Consider the following 20,493-nt stretch of genomic DNA (forward strand, 5'->3'; position numbering starts at 1 on the left):
GCTGGTCAGGGGCGACCGTCCGGTGACCTATAAGCGTTCCTTAGCGGATCCACGTAAAAATCCGCAATGGACGAGGGCTTTCCGGCGCCGCAGAGTGGGGGCATGGAGACCTTCGAGAGCCTCGTCCGCGCCGAGTTCGCCCCGAAGAACACCTACCTCAACACCGCGAGCACCGGCCTCCTCCCGACCCGTACCGTCACCGCGATGCGCACCGCCATCGAGGCCGCCGCGGTCGGTACGCCGACCGACATGTTCGACGACGTCGAGGCGTCCCGCGCCGCGTTCGCCCGGCTGACCCGGGTACCGGTCGGCCGGGTGGCGGCCGGGGCCTCGGTCGCGGTCTACAGCGGGCTGATCGCCTCCTCACTGCCCGCCGGGGCCGAAGTCCTCACCGCCGAGGCCGACTTCAGCTCCGTGGTGAACCCCTTCCACATGCGCCCCGACCTCAAGGTGCGCGCCGTCCCGCTGGAGCGGATCGCCGAGTCGGTACGCCCCGGCACGGCGCTCGTCGCGGTCAGCGCCGCCCAGTCCGCCGACGGCCGCATCGCCGACCTGCCCGCGCTGCGGGCGGCGGCACAGGAACACGGGGCGCGCACGTATGTCGACGCGTCCCAGGCCACCGGCTGGTTCGACCTCGACGCGGGCGCCTACGACTACGTCGCCTCCGTCGGCTTCAAGTGGCTGTTCTGCCCCCGCGGGGTCGCCTTCCTCGTCACCCCGGAGGACCTCGGCGGCCTCACCCCGGTCTTCGCCGGATGGGTCGCGGGCGAGGCCCCCTGGGACAGCTGCTACGGCCCGGTCGAGGAACTCGCCCACTCCGCCCGCCGGTTCGACGAGAGCCCGGCCCTCTTCTCCTACGCCGGAGCCCGCCACTCGCTCGCGCTGCTGGAGGAGGTGGGGGTCGACGTCGTACGCGCCCATGACCTGGCCCTCGCCGACCGCTTCCGCGCGGGGCTCGACGCCCTCGGGCACGAACCGGTGGCGTCCCCCGGGGCACCGATCGTCTCCGTGCCCGGACTCGGGCGTCGGCAGGGCGAGTTGAGCGCGGCGGGGGTCGAAGTCTCCGACCGGGCGGGGAACTTGCGGGCGGCCTTCCATCTCTACAACACGGCCGAGGACGTCGACCGGCTGCTGGAGGTCCTGGCCGGCTGACGCGGGAAGAGGCCGGCGCTTCAAGGGAGTTGGCGTGCGGAAGGGCACCCCGGTCGCCGTGACCGGGGTGCCCTCGCGGTGAACCGCCTCGCCGTCACCTCACCGGGGTGAAGTCCCGGGCGCCGATGAACTCGGGGCGCCGTACCGGAGCCGCGAACGGCTCGACGGCCGTGTTCTCCACGCTGTTGAACACGATGAAGACGTTGCTGCGCGGGAACGGCGTGATGTTGTCGCCGGAGCCGTGCATGCAGTTGCAGTCGAACCAGGTCGCCGAACCGGCCCTGCCCGTGAACAACTTGATGCCGTACTCGGAGGCCATCCCGGTCAGCGCCTCGTCCGAGGGCGTGCCCGCGTCCTGCATCTGCAGCGACTGGCGGTAGTTGTCCTCGGGGGTCGCGCCCGCGCAGCCGAGGAACGTGCGGTGCGAGCCCGGCATGATCATGAGGCCGCCGTTGGTGTCGTGGTTCTCGGTGAGCGCGATCGACACGGACACGGTGCGCATGTTCGGCAGACCGTCCTCGGCGTGCCAGGTCTCGAAGTCCGAGTGCCAGTAGAAGCCGCTCGCGCCGAAGCCCGGCTTCACGTTGATCCGCGACTGGTGGACGTACACGTCCGAACCGAGGATCTGCCGGGCCCGCCCGACGACCCGCTCGTCCCGCACGAGACGCGCGAACACCTCGCTGATCCGGTGCACCTCGAAGACGGACCGGATCTCCTTGGACTTCGACTCGACGATCGACCGCTCGTCGGCCCGGATCGCCGGATCGGTGACGAGGCGCTCCAACTCCTGCCGGTAGACCTCGACCTCGTCGTCGCGAAGGAGTTCCTGCATGGAGAGGAAGCCGTCGCGCTCGAAGGCCTGGAGGTCGGCCGTCGGGATCGGTCCCGGGGTGTCGGGGGAGCCCCAGACGACGGGGTCCTTGCGCGGGACGGACACCTCGGTGGTGCCGCGGCTCGGGTACAGGTCGGTGATGTCGGTGACGGTGGTCATGCTCGTCACACCTCCTCGGGCTCGGTCAGCAGCGGGTAGACGCCGTTCTCGTCGTGGTCCTCCCGTCCGGTGACGGGCGGGTTGAAGACACAGATGCAGCGGAAGTCCTCCTTGATCCGCATCGTGTGCCGCTCGTGGCCGTCGAGGAGGTACATGGTCCCGGGCGTGATCGTGTACGTCTGCCCGGTCTCGTTGTCGGTGAGTTCGGCGTGGCCCTCGACGCAGACGACGGCCTCGATGTGGTTCGCGTACCACATCGACGTCTCGGTACCCGCGTAGAGGATGGTCTCGTGCACCGAGAAACCGACCCGCTCCTTGGCGAGGACGATGCGCTTGCTCTCCCAGGTGCCGGACGCGGCCTTGATGTGCCGGTCGGTGCCTTCGAGTTCCTTGAACGAACGGACAATCACGGTGTGGTGACGCCTCCTTGACGCAGTAACAGCTGGTGGTTCGGTTCAGGCGGTTTCGCGTACGGCGCGGGCGAGGATGCTCAGACCCTCGTCCAGCTCCTCGGGGGTGATGGTCAGCGCGGGCAGCAGCTTGACGACCTCGCTCTGCGGGCCCGACGTCTCGACCAGCAGGCCGAGTTCGAAGGCGCGGGCGCAGATCCGGCCGGCCCGCTCGGGGTCCTTGAACTCGATGCCCCAGACCAGACCGCGGCCCCGGTACTCCCTGATGTCGGCGAGGTTCTCCTCGGTGATCGAGATCAGCCCCTGCTCGACCTGCTCACCGCGGGTCCGGGTCTGCTTCTCCATCGCGGCGCCGTCCGCCCAGTACGTCTCCAGGGCGGCGGTGGCGGTGACGAACGCCGGGTTGTTGCCGCGGAACGTGCCGTTGTGCTCGCCCGGCTCCCAGATGTCCAGCTCGGGCTTGAACAGGCACAGCGACATCGGAAGGCCGTAGCCGCTGATGGACTTGGACACGGTGACGATGTCCGGGACGATGCCCGACTCCTCGAAGGAGAAGAACGCGCCGGTGCGGCCGCAGCCCATCTGGATGTCGTCGACGATCAGCAGCATGTCCTGGCGCTCGCACAACTCGGCCAGCGCGCGCAGCCATTCGGGGCGGGCGACGTTGATGCCGCCCTCGCCCTGCACGGACTCGACGATCACCGCGGCGGGCTTGTTCAGGCCGGAGCCCTGGTCCTCCAGCAGCCGCTCGAACCACAGGAAGTCGGGGACCTTGCCCTCGAAGTAGTTGTCGAACGGCATCGGCGTGCCGTGCACCAGCGGGACGCCGGCACCGGCCCGCTTGAAGGCGTTGCCGGTCACGGCGAGCGAGCCGAGGGACATCCCGTGGAAGGCGTTGGTGAACGAGACGATCGCCTCGCGGCCCTTCACCTTCCGCGCCAGCTTCAGCGCGGACTCGACGGCGTTGGTGCCGGTCGGGCCCGGGAACATCACCTTGTACGGCAGGTCGCGCGGGCGCAGCACCAGGTCCTGGAAGGTCTGCAGGAACGCGCGCTTGGCACCGGTCGACATGTCGAGCCCGTGCGTGACGCCGTCGCGTTCCAGGTAGTCGATCAACGCCCGTTTCAGGACCGGGTTGTTGTGCCCGTAGTTCAGCGAGCCGGCGCCCGCGAAGAAGTCGAGGTAGGCGTGGCCGTCCTCGTCGTACATACGGCTGCCCCGGGCCCGGTCGAAGACGGTGGGCCAGCCGCGGCAGTAGCTGCGGACCTCGGACTCCAGGGTCTCGAAGACGCTCAGATCGGGCTGGGTGATGGTCACGCGAATCGCTCCTCGGTGTGGGGGGTGCGGGTGGCGGGCAACGGGGGGCTCAGTGACCCAGCGGGCCGATGCGGTAGAGCACCTCGGGGTCGTGCGGTCCGTCCGGGAAGTCACCGGTCTCGAACAGGACCGTGCGCTCCACGGGGGCGCCGTGGCGTTCGGCGTACGACGTGAAGAGGCGCTCGGAGGCGGTGTTGCCGGGCGTGATCGTGGTCTCGACCTCGGTCACGCCGTACTCCTCGGCGACCCGCGCGGTGAGTCCGTCGAGCAGCCGGGCGGCCAGCCCGCGACCGCGCTGCGCGGCGTCGACGGCCACCTGCCACACAAGCAGCGTGCCCGGCCGCTCGGGCCGCACGTACCCGGTGACGAAGCCGACCGGCTCGCCGCGCTCGTCACGGACGACGGCCGAGGTACGGGAGAAGTCCCGGCACCACAGCAGATAGCTGTAAGACGAGTTCAGGTCGAGGGCGTTCGAGTCCTTGGCAATACGCCACAACGCGGCGCCGTCGGCCACCGTGGGGCGGTCGATGTGCAGGTCTGCTTGGGTGGCAGTCATGCGAATTGAATTTACCGAGGGAAATTCGAAATTGCATGGAGGGATGGGGTTACGTCTGAGGCCCGCTTGTGTTATCACGCGTGCGATGGCGGTCTTTATGTCATACTTTGACCACCGCATAAGGCGTGAAACGGGCGCTCTGTGTAACGGGTCACAGGGGTGTAACCCTCACGAGATCTGCGCGAATTATTTGCGTTTGGCCTCGCGTAAATCGGGCAGAAGAATGTGGGAAGCTACCCGTAAAAGCGGCGATAAAATTCCCGGGAATTGCGTCTGAATTAGGCCGGCATTACTCGGTCCGCTATCGGCGCCAGGCGCTGTCGACGGCGGACCGGGCGGCCTCCAGGTCCACCGACGCCCCCTGCCCGGCCAGTGCCGCGCCGAGCGCTGCCAAGGAGTTCCGGACCGCCTCCGCCGTCGCGTCCACGCCGTAGTGGTTGACCCGGATCATTTCCTTGGCCAGAGCGCCGCCGCCCGCGGCCAGGGGCAACCCCGGGTTCGAGGAGAGGGCGCTCGCCACCAGGTCGGAAGCCACCACACCCGGCGGGGTCCTGAGGGTCGTGGCGACCGGGGCCGCCTCGGAGGCCTTGTGGACGTACGGTGCGAGGCCGCCGCCCAGGGCGAGGGCGCCCGCGCGGGTCGCCGCCGCCGCGGTCGCGTGGCGCTCGATCACCGTGGACAGGCCCTCGGACTCGATGCGCTCCACGCAGGCCTCCAGCGCGAGCATCTCCAGCTGGGCCGGTGCGTGCGGCAGCGCGGTGCGGCCCGCGTCGGTCCAGCGGTCCTTCCAGTCGAGGAGGGAGAGGTAGGAGCGGCGCGGGGCGCCGGGGTTCGCCGTCATACGGGCCCAGGCCCGTGAGCTCACCGACACCGCCGAGACGCCCGCCGGACCGCCCATCGCCTTCTGCGCCCCGATCACGCACAGGTCGACCCCCCACGCGTCCGGCAGCACCGGCTCCGCGCCGATGGACGCGACCGCGTCGACGTAGAAGATCGCGCCGTGCGCCCGTGCGATCTCGCCGATCTCCGCGACCGGGTTGGTGTTGCCGGTCGCCGCCTCCGCGTGGACCAGGGACACGAAGTCGATCCCGGGGTGTGCCGCGAAGGCCTCCCGGACCTGGTCGGCGGTCACCGCCGTGTGGAACGGCACGGAGAGGTCGATCACCTCGGCGCCGCAGTCCCGCAGCCAGTTCCCGAAGGTCTGCCCGTAGGGGCCGGTGATGACGTTCAGCGCGAGCGTGCCCGGCCCCGCCGTCGAACGGATCGCCCCCTCCAGCGGCAGCAACGCCTCACCCTGCATGATCACGACATCCTGCTCGGTGTCGAGCAACCGGGCCACCCGGTCCTCGATCGCGGCGAAGTGCGCGGCGCTCAGCGGGGCCAGGTCGAGGAAGGGGTGGGTCATGGCGGTGCTCTTTCGCTCGCGGGGAGGGGCCGGGCGGGACGGTCCTGATCGACGGAGATGAGCGTAACCGGCGACTTCTTAGCCCGGACGGCCCCCTGGTCGCCGTCCGGGTGAGCGGGCCGCCGGACCCCTCCGAATAATCGGAACCCATAGTTCCGTCACAGGAGGCCTCCGTGAACACGCTCCTCGGCCGCCGGATCCGCACCCTGGCCGCCACCACCGCGAGCGCCGCACTCGTCCTCGTGGCCGGCTGCACGTCGAGCGACAGCGGCGGCAGCGGCTCGAAGACCGCCGCCGGTGGCGTCGAACTCGTCAAGGCCGGCCGGCTCACCACCTGCACGCACCTCCCGTACCCGCCGTTCCAGTCCGAGATCGACGGCAAGGTGCAGGGCTTCGACGTCTCCCTCATCGACCTGGTCGCCAAGGACCTCGGCGTGAAGCAGACGATCCTCGACACCCCCTTCGAGAACTTCAAGACCGGCGCCTTCCTCAACGCCGGCGAGTGCGACCTCGCCGCCGCCGGCATGACCATCACCGCCGAGCGCAAGAAGAACGTCGACTTCTCCGACCCCTACTTCGACGCCACCCAGGCCGTCCTCGTCGACAAGAAGAGCGGCCTGACCTCGCTCGCCGACGTCAAGGCCAAGGGCAGGAAGCTCGGCGCGCAGGCGCAGACCACCGGCGAGGACTACGCCAAGAAGCAGGGCTTCGACCCCGTCTCCTTCGAGTCCTCCGACGCCGTCCTCAACGGCCTGCGCACCGGTCAGGTCCAGGCCGTCATCATCGACTACCCGGTCGTCCAGGGCTGGCTGAAGACCAAGGCCAACGCCGACGCGTTCAAGGTCGTCGACAACCTCAACACCGGTGAGCAGTACGGCTTCACGGTCAAGAAGGGCAACACGAAACTCCTCGCCGCCATCAACAAGGCCATCAAGGACGCGAAGGCCGACGGCACGTACAAGAAGCTCTACGAGAAGTGGATCGGCCCCTACGACGCCTCGGCCGCCTCTCCGTCGGCGTCATGACCGGCGACACGGCGGACCCCCGACTCCAGCCCAGGAGACAGGGGTTGAGCAGACGGCAGCGGCGCAGGCTGTCCCAGGGAGTGCAGTACGCCGTCTTCGCCGCCGTCGTGATCGTCTTCGCGGTCACCGCCGACTGGGGCCGCCTGAAGAACCAGTTCGCGCAGTGGAGCATCGCCCAGCAGATGTTCCCGGACGTCATCACGCTGGCGTTGAAGAACACGGTGCTGTACACCCTGTCCGGCTTCGTCTTCGGTCTCGTCCTCGGCATGGTCGTCGCCCTGATGCGGCTGTCGTCGGTGGGTCCCTACCGCTGGCTCGCCGGGATCTACATCGAGATCTTCCGCGGCCTGCCCGCCCTGCTGATCTTCATCTTCGTCGGCGTCGCCGTACCGCTCGCCTTCCCGGGCACGGAGATCGTCGGCGGCACGTACGGCAAGGTCGCCCTCGCGCTCGGCCTGGTGTCGGCCGCGTACATGGCGGAGACGATCCGCGCGGGCATCCAGGCGGTGCCCAGAGGGCAGTTGGAGGCGGCCCGTTCGCTCGGCTTCTCGCCGGCGCGGGCCATGGTGTCGATCGTCGTCCCGCAGGCGTTCCGGATCATCCTCCCGCCGCTGACCAACGAACTCGTCCTCCTCTTCAAGGACTCCTCCCTGGTCCTGTTCCTCGGCGTCACCCTGGAGGAACGCGAACTCTCCAAATACGGACGGGACTTGGCGAGTACGACGGCCAACTCCACGCCGATCCTGGTGGCCGGCCTGTGCTACCTCCTCGTGACGATCCCGCTGAGCTTCGTGGTCCGGCGGATGGAGACCAGGACGGGGGAGGCGGTCCGGTGACCGGCACCCCGGAGATCCACGTACAGGGCCTGCACAAGTCGTTCGGCACCAACGAGGTGCTGCGCGGCATCGACCTGGAGATCGCACAGGGCGAGGTCGTGTGCGTCATCGGCCCCTCGGGCTCCGGCAAGTCGACCCTCCTGCGGTGCGTGAACCTGCTCGAAGAACCCAGCGCGGGACGGGTGTTCGTCGGCGGCACCGAGATCACCGACCCCGATGTCGACATCGACGCCGTACGCCGCCGTATCGGCATGGTCTTCCAGCAGTTCAACCTCTTCCCGCACCTGACCGTCACCGAGAACCTCACCCTCCCGCAACGCCGCGTCCTGCGCCGCGACAAGACCCAGGCCGCGAAGATCGCCGCCGACAACCTCCGCCGCGTCGGCCTCGCGGAAAAGGCCGACGCCCACCCCGCCTCCCTCTCCGGCGGCCAGCAGCAACGCGTCGCCATCGCACGGGCGTTGGCGATGGACCCCGAGGTCATGCTCTTCGACGAACCGACGTCGGCACTCGACCCGGAGCTGGTGGGGGACGTCCTCGCGGTCATGCGGATGCTCGCGAACGAGGGCATGACGATGATGGTCGTCACCCACGAGATGACGTTCGCGCGCGAGGTGGCCGACCGGGTCGTGTTCATGGACGCGGGCGTGATCATCGAGGAGGGCACCCCGAACCAGGTCATCACCACCCCACGGCACGACCGCACCCGCCACTTCTTGTCGCGTCTGCTGGACCCGGCGATGGCGGAGGTCCAGGACGAGGACAACGCGCCCTGAAGGGGCGCGGGGCCGTGGCGACGTACGGCTCCGCCGCGTGGTCGCGACCAGCCACATCGCGCCCGCACCCGACGAACTATCGTGCGTCCCATGAGCGATCAAGCCGTGCTGCACGTAAAGGGCCGGGTCCTTGTGGGACCGGAGGACATCCGCGACGAACTCTGGGTCATCGACGGCCGCATCTCCTACGACCGCCCCGCCGCCGCCGACGACATCCGAACGGTGGACGGCTGGGCCCTCCCCGGCCTCGTCGACGCCCACTGCCACGTAGGCCTGGGAACCCACGGCCCCGTCGACGCCGGGACCGCCGAGCAACAGGCCCTCACCGACCGCGACGCCGGCACCCTTCTGCTCCGCGACGCAGGCTCCCCCTCGGACACCCGCTGGATCGACGACCGCGAAGACCTCCCGAAGATCATCCGCGCAGGCCGGCACATCGCCCGCACCCGCCGCTACATCCGCAACTTCGCCCACGAGATCGAACCCGACGACCTCGTCGCCTACGTCGCCCAGGAGGCCCGGCGCGGCGACGGCTGGGTCAAGTTGGTCGGCGACTGGATCGACCGCGACCTGGGCGACCTGTCGGCCTGCTGGCCGCGCGACGCGGTGGAGGCGGCCATCGCCGAGGCCCACCGGCTCGGCGCCCGCGTCACCGCGCACTGCTTCGCCGAGGACGCGCTGCGCGACCTGGTCGAGGCCGGCATCGACTGCATCGAGCACGCGACCGGCCTCACCGAGGAGCTGATCCCGCTGTTCGCCTCGCGGGGCGTCGCCATCGTCCCGACCCTCGTCAACATCGCGACCTTCCCGAAGCTCGCCGACGACGGCAACGCCAAGTTCCCCCGCTGGTCCGCTCGCATGCGGCGACTCTACGAGCGGCGCTACGACACCGTGCGCTCCGCCTACGACGCCGGCGTCCCGGTCTACGTCGGCACCGACGCCGGAGGCTCTCTCGCCCACGGCCTGGTCGCGGCCGAGGTCGCCGAACTCGTCACCGCCGGCATCCCCGCCGTGGAGGCGCTGTCGGCGACCGCGTGGGGCGCGCGGGAGTGGCTCGGGCGGCCCGGGCTGGAGGAGGGTGCGCCGGCGGACTTCGTCGTGTACGAGGCGGACCCGCGCGCCGATGTGCGCGTGCTCGCGTCGCCGCGGCGGGTGGTGCTGAACGGGCTGGTGGTCGAATAGTCGCCAGGCGATTCGAATAAGTTCACGGAAAACCCACGATGGGGTGAAGTGACGCCGGATCGCTGACGGTTCACCCCTCGTGAGTAATTCTTACCGGGTCCCAAGCATGTCTCTTCTGGGGGTCCCACACCTTGAACGGCACCAACTTCCGCATGCCCGCACGCCGTTGGGCCACCGTGGCCACGGCTACCGCCCTCGCCACCGGTCCCGTGGCGCTGGCCGGCGCGGGTTCCGCCCACGCGACCACCGACCAGGGTCGCGCGAGCGCCGTCGTGCTCCGTACCGGGCTCGACGTCTCCCTGCTCAACAAGACCGTGGATGTCCCGCTCGCGGTCTCCCTCAACGAGGTCCACGCCCCGCAGAGTGCCGAAAAGACCGCGCTCACCGCCCAGTTGGACGGGGTGAACGGTGGGCAGCCCTTCAGTGTGCTCGGCGCGGACGTCGCCACGGCGAAGGCGACCGTGTCCGCGACGAAGGCCGAGGGGTACACGAACCTCGCCCATGCGCGGCTCCATGTCCCCGGGCTGCCGCTGCTCTCCCTCATCGAGATCGACGCGGTCACCTCGAAGGCGACGTGCGAGGCGGGGAAGGCGCCGGTCGCCACGTCGCATCTGCCGGGGGCGGTGACCGTGCTCGGCAAGCGGATCACGGTGACCGCGAGTGGTCCTACGGAGGTTCAGGTGCCGGGGGTCGGGTCCGTCAGCCTCGATCTGTCCAAGACGTCGACCACGACCCGTACGGCCGCTGCGACCGCGCTCGAACTCAAGGTCTCCGTCAACCCGTTGAAGCTGAACGTGGCGGATGTCGAGGGCACGGTGACGTTGGCCCAGGCGACCTGTGAGGCGCCGAAGGTCGCCTCCGTGACGCCGCCGTCCGCCAAGCCCGCGCCGGACGTGAAGCCCCAAGGGGCGCCTGCGGAGGCGGGGTTGGCCGAGACGGGGGGCAGTTCCGCGACGCCTTACATCGCGGGCGGGGCGGTGGTGCTGTTGGCGGCGGGAGGAGCGGCGGTGATGATGACGCGCCGCCGCCGCACCTGACCCACCACGCTTTCCCACCCACCCACCCGTTTCGGGCGCTTTGAAGGTTGACCTTCAACTGCAGAGGATGTCCAGGTGGGCAGGGCTTCTACGGCGACCTCTCAGCCCACCGCTTCGGGTGGGTGGGTGGGTGGGAAAGGCTTCTACGGTGACCTCTCAGCCGGCCGAGTCGGGTGGGTGGTGGGAAAGGGTTTGTGCGGTGACCTCTCGGCCCACCGAGTCGGGTGGGTGGGTGGGAAAGTCGGGAGGGGAACCCCCGTCACCCGCCCGCCAGCGTCAGCGCCTGGTCCAGTGCCTGGAGGAAACGGTTCACTGTCGCCCGGTCGCGGACGGCCAGCCGTAGCCACTGGTCGTCCAACCCCGGGAACGTGTCCCCACGGCGCACGGCGAAGCCCAGGTCGCGGAGGTGACGCCGTACCGCCATCGCGTCGGGGACCCGGACAAGGACGAACGGCGCCTCGGCGGGTTCCATGACGCGGAGGCCGTCGGGGGCGAACTCCGCGAGCCCGGCGACGAGATGGGCCCGGTCGGCGGTGACCCGGTGGGCGGCGTGGGCGGCCTCGGCGAGCGCCTGCGAGTCCATGCAGGCCTCCGCCGCGGCCAGCGCCGGCGTGGACACCGGCCACAACGGCTGGACCCGCTCCAGTTCCGCGATCGTCTCGGGGGCGGCGAGGACGTACCCGATCCGCAGCCCGGCGAGACCCCAGGTCTTGGTGAGGCTGCGGAGGACGACCAGGCCAGGGATGTCGGTCCGGCCGGCAAGGGTCTCCCGCTCACCCGGCACCGCGTCCATGAACGCCTCGTCGACCACCAACGTCCGCCCAGGACGGGCGAGTCGGGCGACGGCGGCGGCGGGGTGCAGGACGGACGTGGGGTTCGTCGGGTTGCCGATCAGCACCAGGTCCGCGTCCTCCGGCACCGCCCCCGGGGTCAGCCGGAACCCGTCCGCCTCCCGCAGCAGCACCCGCTCCACCGCGTGCCCCGCATCCCGCAGCGCCGCCTCCGGCTCGGTGAACTGCGGGTGCACGACGACCGGCTGACGGACCTTCAGCGCCCGGGCGAGCAGCACGAACGCCTCGGCGGCACCCGCCGTCAGCAGGACGTGCTCCACCGGCAGCCCGTGCCGCGCCGCGACCGCCGCCCGCGCCGTCCGCCCGTCCGGGTAGGCGGCGAGGCCGGTGAGCGAGTCGGCTATCCGCTCACGCAGCCAGACGGGAGGCGTGTCCGCGCGGACGTTCACCGCGAGGTCGATCAACAGGGCGCCGTCGTCCCGGACTTCGGCGTCACCGTGATGACGCAGATCGTGGGCCCGGTCCGTCGGACCGTGGGCTCTGTCAGTGTGCATGGGCGTGCCCACCGTGATGGTGATGCCCGTGGTCGTGGCCCTCGTCGTCGGGATGGAAGTGCGGCTGCTGCGGCTGCCCCACCTTGTCCTCGAAGCCGGGCAGCGCGATCCGGTACACGCACGAGTCGCAGTTCATCCGCAGATCACCCTTGACCGCCTCCCGGTACCGCTCCATCACCAGGTCCAGCAACTCCGGCTCGGGGCCGATGACGTCGGCCGACCGCACCTCGATGTCGGGGTGCGCCGCCGCCCAGCCCTCCGTCTGCTGCCGCACCCGCTCCGGCAGGATGCCGGTGAACAGGAAGTACGGCAGGACCACGATCCGCTTCGCGCCCAGCTTCACACACCGGTCAAGACCGCTCGGCACGTCGGGCGCCGCCAGCGACACGAACGACGGTTCCACGCCCGCGTATCCGCGTCCCTCCCACAGCAGCCGCGCCGCCTTGTGCACCTCGGCGTTGGCGTCCGGGTCCGTCGAGCCGCGCCCCACGAGCAGCACGGTCACGTCGGCCCGGTCGGCCGGGGTGCGCGCCGACTCGCCGAGCGCCTCGTCGAGCCGCCGCTCCAGCACCTTCAGCAGCGCCGGGTGCGGGCCCAGCGGACGGCCGTAGGTGTACGAGATGCCCTCGTGCCGCTCCTTCTCCCGGGCCAGCGCCGCCGGGATGTCCCCCTTGGCGTGCCCGGCGGACACCAGCATCAGCGGTACGGCGGCGAACCGGCGCACCCCGCGCTCCACCAGCTCGGTCACCGCGTCGCCCAGCGGCGGCGGCGACAGCTCGATGAACCCGCCCGCGACGGGCAGTTCGGGGTGGCGGCGGCCCAACTCCCGTACGAAGTCCCGGAACGCCTCGGCTCCGGCCTCGTCGCGGGTGCCGTGTCCGGCGATGAGCAGGGCGGGCGGCGGGGTGGTCACGATTTCTCCTCCGGATGTGAAACAGGGTGGTACAGCAGGGCGTTGAGGGCCGCCGAGGCGACCGCCGAACCGCCCTTCTCGGACACGTTGCTCACGGCGGGCAGCCCGCTCTCGCGCAGCGCGGCCTTGGACTCGACCGCGCCGACGAATCCGACGGGCAGTCCGATGACGAGCACGGGCGAGGCGTCCAGCCGCAGCAGCTCCTCCAGGGCGGTCGGCGCGTTGCCGATCACCCACAGGGCGCCGGGCCCGACCTCGTCGTAGGCGAGCCGGATCGCGTGTGCCGAACGGGTCAGTCCCGGGCCGGACTCGGCGTCCCGGAGCCGGCACACGGTGTCGCGACGGGTGATGCCGGCGGCGACCATCTCCACGTCCACGACGACCGGCGCCCCGGCGTGCAGCGCGCGGTGCGCGACCGCCAACTCGCCCTCGTCCAGGACGAGATCGGACGCGTAGTCGAGGTCGGCCGCGGAGTGCACGACCCGTTCCACGACCGCGCGGGTCAGCGGCGGGAAGTGCGAGGTGTCGAGGCGGGCGCGCAGCCGCCGGTAGGACTCCAGCTCGATCGGATGGATCACCCGGTCCACGGAACTCACTTCGCCACCTCCCGCGACGCCTGCGCCGCCTGCCAGCGGTACCCGCGCGGCGTCACCATGCGCCCCGCGATGTCCCGGGTGGCCGTGTTGCCCACGGTCACGACCGTCATCATGTCGACCGTGGCGGGATCGAGCGCGGCCAGGGTGGTGAGCCGGCTGGACTCGTCGGGCCGCGACGCGTTCCGTACGACACCGACCGGCGTCCCCGGCTCCCGGTGCTCGGCGAGGATCGCGAGGGCCTTCGGGAGCTGCCAGTCCCGGCCCCGGCTGCGGGGGTTGTAGAACGTCACCACGATGTCCGCCTCGGCCGCCGCCCGCACCCGCCGCTCGATGACCTCCCACGGCGTGTGCAGATCGGAGAGGCTGATGGAGACGTGGTCGTGGCCGAGCGGCGCCCCGAGGATCGCGGCGGCGGCCAACGCGGCGGTCACGCCCGGGACTCCGACCACGTCGATGTCGTCGGACGCCTCCGCGAGCGCGGGCGAGGCCATCGCGTACACCCCGGCGTCCCCGCTGCCGATCAGCGCGACCGCCTGCCCCTTGCGCGCCTCCGCGACGGCGGTACGGGCCCGCTCCTCCTCGGCGCCGAGCCCCGACTCCAGGACCACGGTCCCGGGCCGCAGCAGATCCCGGATCTGGTCGACGTACTGGTCGAGCCCCACCAGCACGGCGGCGCGCCGGAGTTCGGCCTTCGCACGCGGGGTGACCAGATCCCGGGCGCCGGGCCCGAGCCCGACCACCGCGAGCCGCCCGCGCGCGACCCGTCGTACGACAGCACAGGTGGCCATGGCCGGTTGCCCGTCCGCACGCTCCGACTTCCGCTTCGGGACGAGGAGTTCACCCCCGCCCACCAGCGCCGCGGCCTCCGCCACGGACGGCGTGCCCACGGCGGCCAGGGGCGCGTCCGAGGGGTTGGGTACCTCTACGGCGGCCAGCTCGTCGGCCGAGTACGTCACCAGCGGGACACCCAGACGGCGGGCCGCCTCGACGATGCCGGGCTCCTCCGACTTGGCGTCCACGGTGGCCAGTTGGGCGAGGGCCGCGAGGGACAACCCCGCGTCACGCACCGCGCTCTCGACGAGCCCGAGCACCTCGTCCACCGGCGCCCCCTTGGACGCCCCGACCCCGACGACCAGGGACGGCGGCCGCAGCACGACCTCCCGCTCGGCGGGCTCCACGGCGCGGTCGGTGACCCGGATGACGTAGGAGCCATGGTCGGACACCGTCAGCGGCGACAGCGGCCACGCCAACTCGGCTTCCAGGGCGACCGGTTCGCCGTCGAGCAGCGCGCGCGAGACGCCGGCGACATCGCCCTCCACAGGGAACCCGAGCGTGTCCAGGCCGGGCACACCGACCGCGTCCGTCGCCGTCGTCACCACGGGCCGCGCGGCGAGCAACTCGCCCACCTCCACGGCGAGTTCATTGGCCCCGCCGCCGTGTCCGCCGACCAGCGACACGGCGAACCGGCCGCCCTCGTCGACGCACACGACCCCCGGGTCGGTCCGCTTGTCGCCCAGCAGCGGGGCGATCAGCCGGACGACGGCTCCGGTGGCGAGGAAGCACACGAGCTGCTCGCACTCCGCGAACGCGGCCCGGACGGCGTCCGCCACGGGACCCTCGTAGACACGCGTGCGGTCCGGCCACGCGGCGGCCAGCCGGTCCCGCGCGCCCGCGCCCGCCGCGGTGGCGGAGATGAGGCCGATCACAGAGCAACTCCTTCTGGAGAGACGGGGGTTCGGTTTCCCCACAGCAGAAAAACGGGATTGGTCGCCGCGAGCCGGGTCACGTCACCCGGCAGCGGCGCGAGCCGGGACGACTGCAACAGCACCCCGTCGACCGTGAGTCCGGCCGCCGAGAGGGCCTCCCGTACGGCCGGCACCCGGTCGAGCGCGGCCATCGCGACGACCACCGTCCGCCTGGCCCGCCGCGCGCACGCGGTGACGATGGCGGGCAGTTCGCGCCCGCCCCCGCCGACGAACACGGCGTCGGGATCATCGAGATCGGACAGCACGGTCGGCGCCGCCCCGTGCACGGTATGCACATCGACGCCGTGCGCCTCGGCGTTGGCACGGATCCGCTCGACACCGTCCCGGGTCTTCTCGACGGCGGTGACGGCGGCGCCGAGCCGCGCGCACTCGACGGCCACGGACCCGGAGCCCGAGCCGACGTCCCAGACCAGCTCGCCGAGCCGCGGCCCGAGCCGGGCCAGCGCCAGCGCCCGTACCTCGAACTTGGTGATCATCGAGTCCCGGTGCTCGAACTCCCGCTCGTCCAGCGCCCATTGGGCCGGCCCGACGGCGGCCCCGGCGACCGTCCGCACGGCACCGAGCACCCGCTCCTCGTCCAGACACAGGACGACACTCACCGCCGTACCCCAGTCCCGGGCGGCGGCCTCGGCGGGCGTGACCCGCTCGACCCGCTCCTCACCGGAGCCCAGCGCGGACGCGACGACGAGGACACGTCCGGCGGCCCGGTGGGTGAGCGCGGCGCCCAGCTCGGCGGGTCCGGCGCCCGGTCCGGTCAGCACGGCGACCTTGGGGTGCGCACGGCACGCGTTGACGGCCGTCCGCGGATCGCGGCCGTGCGCGCTGACGACGACCGCGTCGTCCCAGGTCAGCCCCAGCCGGGCGAAGGCGGTGGCGACGGAGGAGACACCGGGGCGTACATCGAGGGCGTCGCTGGAGAACCGTTCCGCCAGGGCCCGGACGATCCCGAAGAACCCGGGGTCCCCCGAGGCCAGCACGACGACGGGCTCGCCCTTGCCGACGTAGGCCTCGATGGTGTCGAGCGCGGGCGCGAGCGGGCCGAGGACGACCTGCTCGGCGTCCTCGGGGACGGCGACGGCGGCGAGATGGCGCCGCCCGCCGACGACGAGCCGGGCGGCGGCGAGCACGTCGTCCGCGACCGCCGCTCCCGTCCCCGTCCCCATGACCGTGATCACGTGCTCGCACCCCGGGAGCGCAGGGCCTTGCGGGCCTCCGGGTCGGCCTTGCGATAGCCGTGGAAGTGGCCCGGGTGGTACAGGTGCGAGCGGGTGCCGTGGGCGTCGAGGGCCGGGCCGACCAGGAAGAGCGTGTGTTTCCAGAGCTTGTGCTCCTTGACCGTCTCCTCCAGCGTGGCGATCGTGCACTTCACGATCAGCTCCTCCGGCCAGGTCGCCTGGTACGCGACGACGACCGGCGTGTCCGTCGGGTAGCCGCCCTCCAGCAGCTCCCGTACCAACTGCCCGCTGCGGGCCGCCGACAGGAAGATCGCCATGGTCGTGCCGTGCCGCGCGAACTCCCGTACCTCCTCGCCGGGCGGCATCGGCGTCTTGCCGCCGCCGAGCCGGGTGAGGACCACCGACTGCGCGACCTCGGGGATCGTCAGCTCGCGCTGCGCGAGGGCGGCCACGGCGGAGAACGCGGAGACACCGGGGACGATCTCCGTCGCGATGCCGATCGCGGCACACCGGTCGACCTGCTCCTGCGTACCGCCCCAGAGGGCCGGGTCACCGGAGTGGATACGGGCGACGCGCAGCCCTTCGGCGCGGGCCCGCTCGTAGACGGCGACGACGTCCTCCAGGGACATCGTGGCGGAGTCCAGGATCTCGGCGCCCTCGCGCGCGTGGTCGAGGACCTCGGCCTGCACCAGGCTGGCCGCCCAGATCACGACGTCGGCCTCGGCGATGGCGCGCGCGGCACGGAAGGTCAGCAGGTCGACGGCGCCGGGGCCGGCACCGACGAAGGTCACCTTGCCGGTGGGGGTATCGGCATCGGCCATGGGGCTGGGTCCTCTCAAGCGGAACAAAGGGAACGTGGGGAGGGTGGGGAACGTCAATGCGAGTGGGGCCGAAGTGGGCCAGGATGTGCGCGAACAGGGGTTGATCGGATAGCAAGGGGACTATGGCGGTCTTCGTCGCGCTCGGCGCGTTCCTGATGACGCTGGCCGGCGGCTGGACGGCACAGCGCGTGACCGACCGCCGCCATCTCGTCCTGGGCCTGGCCGGCGGCCTGATGCTGGGCGTGGTCGGCCTCGACCTGCTGCCGGAGGCGCTGCACGCGGCGGGCCGCGAGGTGTTCGGCGTACCGGCCGCGCTGCTGCTCTTCGTGGCCGGCTTCCTCGTCGCCCATCTGGTCGAACGCCTGCTCGCCGCGCGTCAGGCCTCGCACGGCGCCGAGGAGAGCAACGGCCGCGCGCCCGAGGTGGGCCTCACGGCGGCTGCCGCGATGGTCGGCCACAGCTTCATGGACGGGGTCGCGATCGGCGCCGCGTTCCAGGTGGGCGGCGGCATGGGCACCGCGGTCGCGCTCGCGGTCATCGCCCATGACTTCGCGGACGGCTTCAACACGTACACGATCACGAGTCTGTACGGCAACGCCCGCCGCAAGGCGATCGCGATGCTGGTCGCGGACGCGGCGGCCCCGGTGGCGGGTGCCGCGTCGACGGCCTTCCTCACCATCCCGGAGGCCCTGCTCGGCGGCTATCTCGGCTTCTTCGGCGGTGTGCTCCTCTATCTCGCCGCCGCCGAGATCCTCCCCGAGGCCCACCACGAGCATCCCGCGCCCGCGACCCTGCTGTGCACGGTCGCGGGAGCGGCGTTCATCTGGCTGGTGGTAGGCCTCGCGGCGGCCTGATCCACGACCGCTCACAACTTCCCGCCCCGCCCGCCCTCGCGCCGCGCGGGCGCGATGAGCGTCGACAGATAGGGCAGCGGCTGCCCGTCCAGTTCGGCGGCGGGCCGGATCGACTCCTCGGGCAGCCCGAGCGCCGAACCCCACACCGCGTCCTCGAGCCGCCCGGTCTCCCGCAGCGCCTCGGCGACCTCCGCGGCCTGCCGCCCGAACTTGTACGCCACGACCGTCCCCGGCCCCGCCAGCGCGTCCTTCAGCACACCCGACCCGGCGGTCACCGGCACGAGCGTCAACGGCTCGGTCCCTTCGGTGAGTACGGCCCCGGAGCGCGCCGCGAGATCCTGCATGGCGGTGATCCCGGGCACGGTCTCGACGACGACCCCCGGCACCAACTCCCCTATGGTCAGGGCGAGATAGGTGAAGGTGGAGTAGACGTTGGGGTCCCCGATGGTGGCGAACGCCACGACACCGTTCGTCCCGAGCAACTCGGCGACCTTGGCCCCCGCGGCATCCCAGGCGGCCTCACGCCGAGCACGGTCGGTCCGCTCATTGAGCGCGAACACCACCCGCAGCACCTTCTCCTCGGGCACGTAATGCAGAACGGTGGCCTCGGCGCGTCCCCGCTCCAGGGTGTCCATGACGGGCACGACGATCACGTCGGCTTCCCGCAGAGCGTTGACGCCCTTGACGGTCACCAGCTCCGGATCGCCGGGACCCACCCCGACTCCGATCAACCTGCGGCTGCTCATGACGTCCGGCACCTCTCCACGAACCGACGGGCCACACCGGGCTCGGCCGCCCAGTGCGTGTGCAGATAACTCGCGTGCACACCCTGTTGTACGAAACCTTCGACCCGCCGCTCAGGGGCGCGAACTCCCCAGGCGGGCGCCGCCCCCGAGCCGGGCTCGACGAGCGTCCGATGGAACTCGTGCCCCCGCATCCGCGTCCCCGCCACGGCCAGCACACTGTCGCTCAAGGCGACGGCGTCCCGATACCCCAACGTCAGCCGCCCGCTCATCCCCCCGGACGCCTCCAGCACCCCGCACATCGGCATCCCGTCCAACTCCCGGCACAGGTACAGCAGTCCGGCACACTCGGCGGCGACGGGAGCGCCGCTCTGCGCGAGAGCGGAAACGGCTTTACGCAAGGGCTCGTTGGCGGACAACTCAGAGGCGTACACCTCGGGGAACCCGCCCCCTATCACCAACCCCCGTGTCCCGTCCGGCAGTTCCTCATCCCGCAACGGATCGAACACGACGACTTCGGCACCGGCTGCGGCGAGAAGCTCGGTGTGCTCGGCGTAGGAGAAGGTGAAGGCGGGACCACCGGCGACGGCAATCCTGATCTTTGATGTGGGTGATTCCGGGCGCGCAAAGTCAGCCCGTCCGGTCACTTGTGGGCGCAGGCCGGCACTTCCAGCCCGTCCGGCGTCTGAGGACGAGGCCCCTTCAGGGCCGAAGCGGGGGTCTGGGGGCGCAGCCCCCAGGGACGATGGGGGTCCCCCCGCTCGAGCGAAGCCGAGAGTGGGGGAGGGCAGGGGCGGCGGGGGCGAAGAAGCCAGCGCCTCACCCGCGTCCCACCCGACACAGGACAACGCACCGGCACTACGCGCCAGCGCCATCAACCCCTCAAGATCACACCCGGCGGCCACCTGCGCCCCCATCGCCGCAACAGCCTCCACCGCCGCGGCCCGCCGCTCGGCAACCGGCACCAACCCGAGATGCCGAGAAGGCGTATCCACCTGAGGAGCCCGCCGCAACAGACCCAGAACAGGAACCCCGGCGGCGTCCAACGCCTCCCGCAACAACGCCTCATGCCGATCGGACGCCACCTTGTTGAGGATCACCCCTCCGACCCGAACCTCCGGATCCCAGGAAGCGAACCCGTGCACCAGCGCGGCAACGGACCGGGACTGCGAGGACGCGTCGACGACGAGAACGACGGGCGCCCGCAGCAACTTCGCGACATGCGCGGTGGACGCCAACTCCCCTTCCCCCGCGGCCCCGTCGTACATCCCCATCACACCCTCGACCACCGCGAGATCACACCCACGAGCCCCGTGCGCGAACAGGGGAGCCACCAACTCCGGCCCGCACAGATACGCGTCGAGGTTCCGCCCCACCCGTCCGGTGGCGAGCGCGTGATACCCGGGATCGATGTAGTCGGGCCCGACCTTGTGCGGAGACACGGCGAGCCCCCGCGAGGCGAACGCGGCCATCAACCCCGTGGCGACGGTGGTCTTGCCGCTGCCGGAGGACGGCGCGGCGATGACCAGCCGAGGCACGGACGAGGAGGACGAGAAGCCCGAGGAGCCCGAGGGGGACATGGACGTCACGGCA

The 20,493-nt window shown here is 71.3% G+C and carries 20 protein-coding genes; 7 read left to right on the forward strand and 13 right to left on the reverse strand.

Going from position 1 to position 20,493, the window contains the following annotated elements; all coding sequences use genetic code 11:
• Positions 1 to 102: 102 nt before the first annotated feature.
• A complete protein-coding gene (locus OHT77_RS34025) occupies positions 103 to 1,152 on the forward strand; it encodes an aminotransferase class V-fold PLP-dependent enzyme (RefSeq protein WP_402420928.1) in 1,050 nt (349 codons plus the stop codon).
• A gap of 94 nt (positions 1,153 to 1,246) precedes the next feature.
• Here the strand turns inward: OHT77_RS34025 and thpD are convergent, their stop codons facing one another.
• The 5 genes from thpD to OHT77_RS34050 all read right to left on the reverse strand — a co-directional run bounded on the left by thpD (position 1,247) and on the right by OHT77_RS34050 (position 5,831).
• Positions 1,247 to 2,143 carry an ectoine hydroxylase gene (gene thpD / locus OHT77_RS34030; protein WP_328832251.1) on the reverse strand — a complete coding sequence of 299 codons (897 nt, stop codon included), beginning with the start codon at positions 2,141 to 2,143 and terminating at the stop codon, positions 1,247 to 1,249.
• 5 nt (positions 2,144 to 2,148) lie between these two features.
• Positions 2,149 to 2,553 carry an ectoine synthase gene (locus tag OHT77_RS34035; protein WP_266767384.1) on the reverse strand — a complete coding sequence of 135 codons (405 nt, stop codon included), beginning with the start codon at positions 2,551 to 2,553 and terminating at the stop codon, positions 2,149 to 2,151.
• A gap of 45 nt (positions 2,554 to 2,598) precedes the next feature.
• A complete protein-coding gene (ectB, locus tag OHT77_RS34040; protein ID WP_328832252.1) occupies positions 2,599 to 3,870 on the reverse strand; it encodes a diaminobutyrate--2-oxoglutarate transaminase in 1,272 nt (423 codons plus the stop codon).
• A gap of 49 nt (positions 3,871 to 3,919) precedes the next feature.
• Positions 3,920 to 4,426 (reverse strand): diaminobutyrate acetyltransferase, encoded by a 507-nt coding sequence (gene ectA / locus OHT77_RS34045; protein ID WP_266767380.1) that lies wholly within the window; start codon positions 4,424 to 4,426, stop codon positions 3,920 to 3,922.
• Positions 4,427 to 4,727: 301 nt separating this feature from the next.
• A complete protein-coding gene (locus OHT77_RS34050) occupies positions 4,728 to 5,831 on the reverse strand; it encodes a pyridoxal-phosphate-dependent aminotransferase family protein (RefSeq protein ID WP_328832253.1) in 1,104 nt (367 codons plus the stop codon).
• Between the two features lie 173 nt (positions 5,832 to 6,004).
• On the opposite strand from OHT77_RS34050, the gene OHT77_RS34055 reads away from it, so the two are divergent.
• From OHT77_RS34055 to OHT77_RS34075, 5 genes are all read left to right on the forward strand, one after another.
• Complete coding sequence (locus OHT77_RS34055) at positions 6,005 to 6,856, forward strand: transporter substrate-binding domain-containing protein (protein WP_328832254.1); 852 nt, start codon at positions 6,005 to 6,007, stop codon at positions 6,854 to 6,856.
• Positions 6,853 to 7,692: an amino acid ABC transporter permease gene (locus OHT77_RS34060; protein WP_328832255.1), complete on the forward strand. Its 840-nt coding sequence runs from the start codon at positions 6,853 to 6,855 to the stop codon at positions 7,690 to 7,692. The genes OHT77_RS34055 and OHT77_RS34060 overlap by 4 nt, the downstream gene beginning before the upstream one ends.
• The gene (locus OHT77_RS34065; RefSeq protein ID WP_328832256.1) at positions 7,689 to 8,468 is read left to right on the forward strand and encodes an amino acid ABC transporter ATP-binding protein; all 780 of its coding nucleotides are present in this window, start codon (positions 7,689 to 7,691) and stop codon (positions 8,466 to 8,468) included. The genes OHT77_RS34060 and OHT77_RS34065 overlap by 4 nt, the downstream gene beginning before the upstream one ends.
• Positions 8,469 to 8,558: 90 nt before the next feature.
• On the forward strand, positions 8,559 to 9,650 hold the full coding sequence (locus tag OHT77_RS34070) for an amidohydrolase family protein (protein WP_328832257.1): 1,092 nt from the start codon (positions 8,559 to 8,561) through the stop codon (positions 9,648 to 9,650).
• A gap of 131 nt (positions 9,651 to 9,781) precedes the next feature.
• Positions 9,782 to 10,687: an SCO1860 family LAETG-anchored protein gene (locus OHT77_RS34075; RefSeq protein WP_328832258.1), complete on the forward strand. Its 906-nt coding sequence runs from the start codon at positions 9,782 to 9,784 to the stop codon at positions 10,685 to 10,687.
• Positions 10,688 to 10,946: 259 nt separating this feature from the next.
• Here the strand turns inward: OHT77_RS34075 and cobC are convergent, their stop codons facing one another.
• Genes cobC through cobM form a run of 6 tightly spaced genes read right to left on the reverse strand, consistent with a single transcriptional unit; the run spans position 10,947 to position 17,303 of the window.
• Positions 10,947 to 12,032, reverse strand: coding sequence for an Rv2231c family pyridoxal phosphate-dependent protein CobC (gene cobC / locus OHT77_RS34080; protein ID WP_328832259.1), 1,086 nt, complete (start codon positions 12,030 to 12,032; stop codon positions 10,947 to 10,949).
• Positions 12,022 to 12,945, reverse strand: coding sequence for a sirohydrochlorin chelatase (locus OHT77_RS34085; RefSeq protein WP_328832260.1), 924 nt, complete (start codon positions 12,943 to 12,945; stop codon positions 12,022 to 12,024). Before OHT77_RS34085 ends, cobC begins: the two co-directional genes overlap by 11 nt.
• Positions 12,942 to 13,532, reverse strand: a complete 591-nt coding sequence (locus OHT77_RS34090; protein ID WP_328834426.1) for a precorrin-8X methylmutase — start codon at positions 13,530 to 13,532, stop codon at positions 12,942 to 12,944. The genes OHT77_RS34085 and OHT77_RS34090 overlap by 4 nt, the downstream gene beginning before the upstream one ends.
• 5 nt (positions 13,533 to 13,537) lie before the next feature.
• Positions 13,538 to 15,247: a precorrin-3B C(17)-methyltransferase gene (gene cobJ, locus OHT77_RS34095; protein ID WP_328832261.1), complete on the reverse strand. Its 1,710-nt coding sequence runs from the start codon at positions 15,245 to 15,247 to the stop codon at positions 13,538 to 13,540.
• Positions 15,244 to 16,482 (reverse strand): precorrin-6y C5,15-methyltransferase (decarboxylating) subunit CbiE, encoded by a 1,239-nt coding sequence (gene cbiE, locus OHT77_RS34100; RefSeq protein ID WP_328832262.1) that lies wholly within the window; start codon positions 16,480 to 16,482, stop codon positions 15,244 to 15,246. Before cbiE ends, cobJ begins: the two co-directional genes overlap by 4 nt.
• Positions 16,479 to 17,303, reverse strand: a complete 825-nt coding sequence (gene cobM / locus OHT77_RS34105; protein WP_328832263.1) for a precorrin-4 C(11)-methyltransferase — start codon at positions 17,301 to 17,303, stop codon at positions 16,479 to 16,481. Before cobM ends, cbiE begins: the two co-directional genes overlap by 4 nt.
• A gap of 122 nt (positions 17,304 to 17,425) precedes the next feature.
• Between cobM and OHT77_RS34110 the strand changes: the two genes are divergently transcribed.
• Positions 17,426 to 18,157, forward strand: a complete 732-nt coding sequence (locus tag OHT77_RS34110) for a ZIP family metal transporter (RefSeq protein ID WP_328832264.1) — start codon at positions 17,426 to 17,428, stop codon at positions 18,155 to 18,157.
• Between the two features lie 11 nt (positions 18,158 to 18,168).
• Here the strand turns inward: OHT77_RS34110 and cobI are convergent, their stop codons facing one another.
• The gene (cobI, locus tag OHT77_RS34115) at positions 18,169 to 18,915 is read right to left on the reverse strand and encodes a precorrin-2 C(20)-methyltransferase (protein ID WP_328832265.1); all 747 of its coding nucleotides are present in this window, start codon (positions 18,913 to 18,915) and stop codon (positions 18,169 to 18,171) included.
• Positions 18,900 to 20,480: a cobyrinate a,c-diamide synthase gene (locus tag OHT77_RS34120; protein ID WP_328834427.1), complete on the reverse strand. Its 1,581-nt coding sequence runs from the start codon at positions 20,478 to 20,480 to the stop codon at positions 18,900 to 18,902. The genes cobI and OHT77_RS34120 overlap by 16 nt, the downstream gene beginning before the upstream one ends.
• Positions 20,481 to 20,493 lie beyond the last annotated feature (13 nt).

It is taken from the genome of Streptomyces sp. NBC_00252 (assembly GCF_036187565.1).
GTDB lineage: Bacteria > Actinomycetota > Actinomycetes > Streptomycetales > Streptomycetaceae > Streptomyces.

Excerpts from the sequence above, each read along its gene's own strand:
- thpD (WP_328832251.1), bottom strand. The coding sequence starts at position 2,143 with ATGACCACCGTCACCGACATCACCGACCTGTACCCGAGCCGCGGCACC.
- OHT77_RS34070 (WP_328832257.1), top strand. The coding sequence starts at position 8,559 with ATGAGCGATCAAGCCGTGCTGCACGTAAAGGGCCGGGTCCTTGTGGGA.
- OHT77_RS34050 (WP_328832253.1), bottom strand. The coding sequence starts at position 5,831 with ATGACCCACCCCTTCCTCGACCTGGCCCCGCTGAGCGCCGCGCACTTC.
- cobC (WP_328832259.1), bottom strand. The coding sequence starts at position 12,032 with ATGCACACTGACAGAGCCCACGGTCCGACGGACCGGGCCCACGATCTG.
- OHT77_RS34120 (WP_328834427.1), bottom strand. The coding sequence starts at position 20,480 with ATGTCCCCCTCGGGCTCCTCGGGCTTCTCGTCCTCCTCGTCCGTGCCT.
- OHT77_RS34060 (WP_328832255.1), top strand. The coding sequence starts at position 6,853 with ATGACCGGCGACACGGCGGACCCCCGACTCCAGCCCAGGAGACAGGGG.
- cobM (WP_328832263.1), bottom strand. The coding sequence starts at position 17,303 with ATGGCCGATGCCGATACCCCCACCGGCAAGGTGACCTTCGTCGGTGCC.
- OHT77_RS34110 (WP_328832264.1), top strand. The coding sequence starts at position 17,426 with ATGGCGGTCTTCGTCGCGCTCGGCGCGTTCCTGATGACGCTGGCCGGC.
- OHT77_RS34025 (WP_402420928.1), top strand. The coding sequence starts at position 103 with ATGGAGACCTTCGAGAGCCTCGTCCGCGCCGAGTTCGCCCCGAAGAAC.
- ectA (WP_266767380.1), bottom strand. The coding sequence starts at position 4,426 with ATGACTGCCACCCAAGCAGACCTGCACATCGACCGCCCCACGGTGGCC.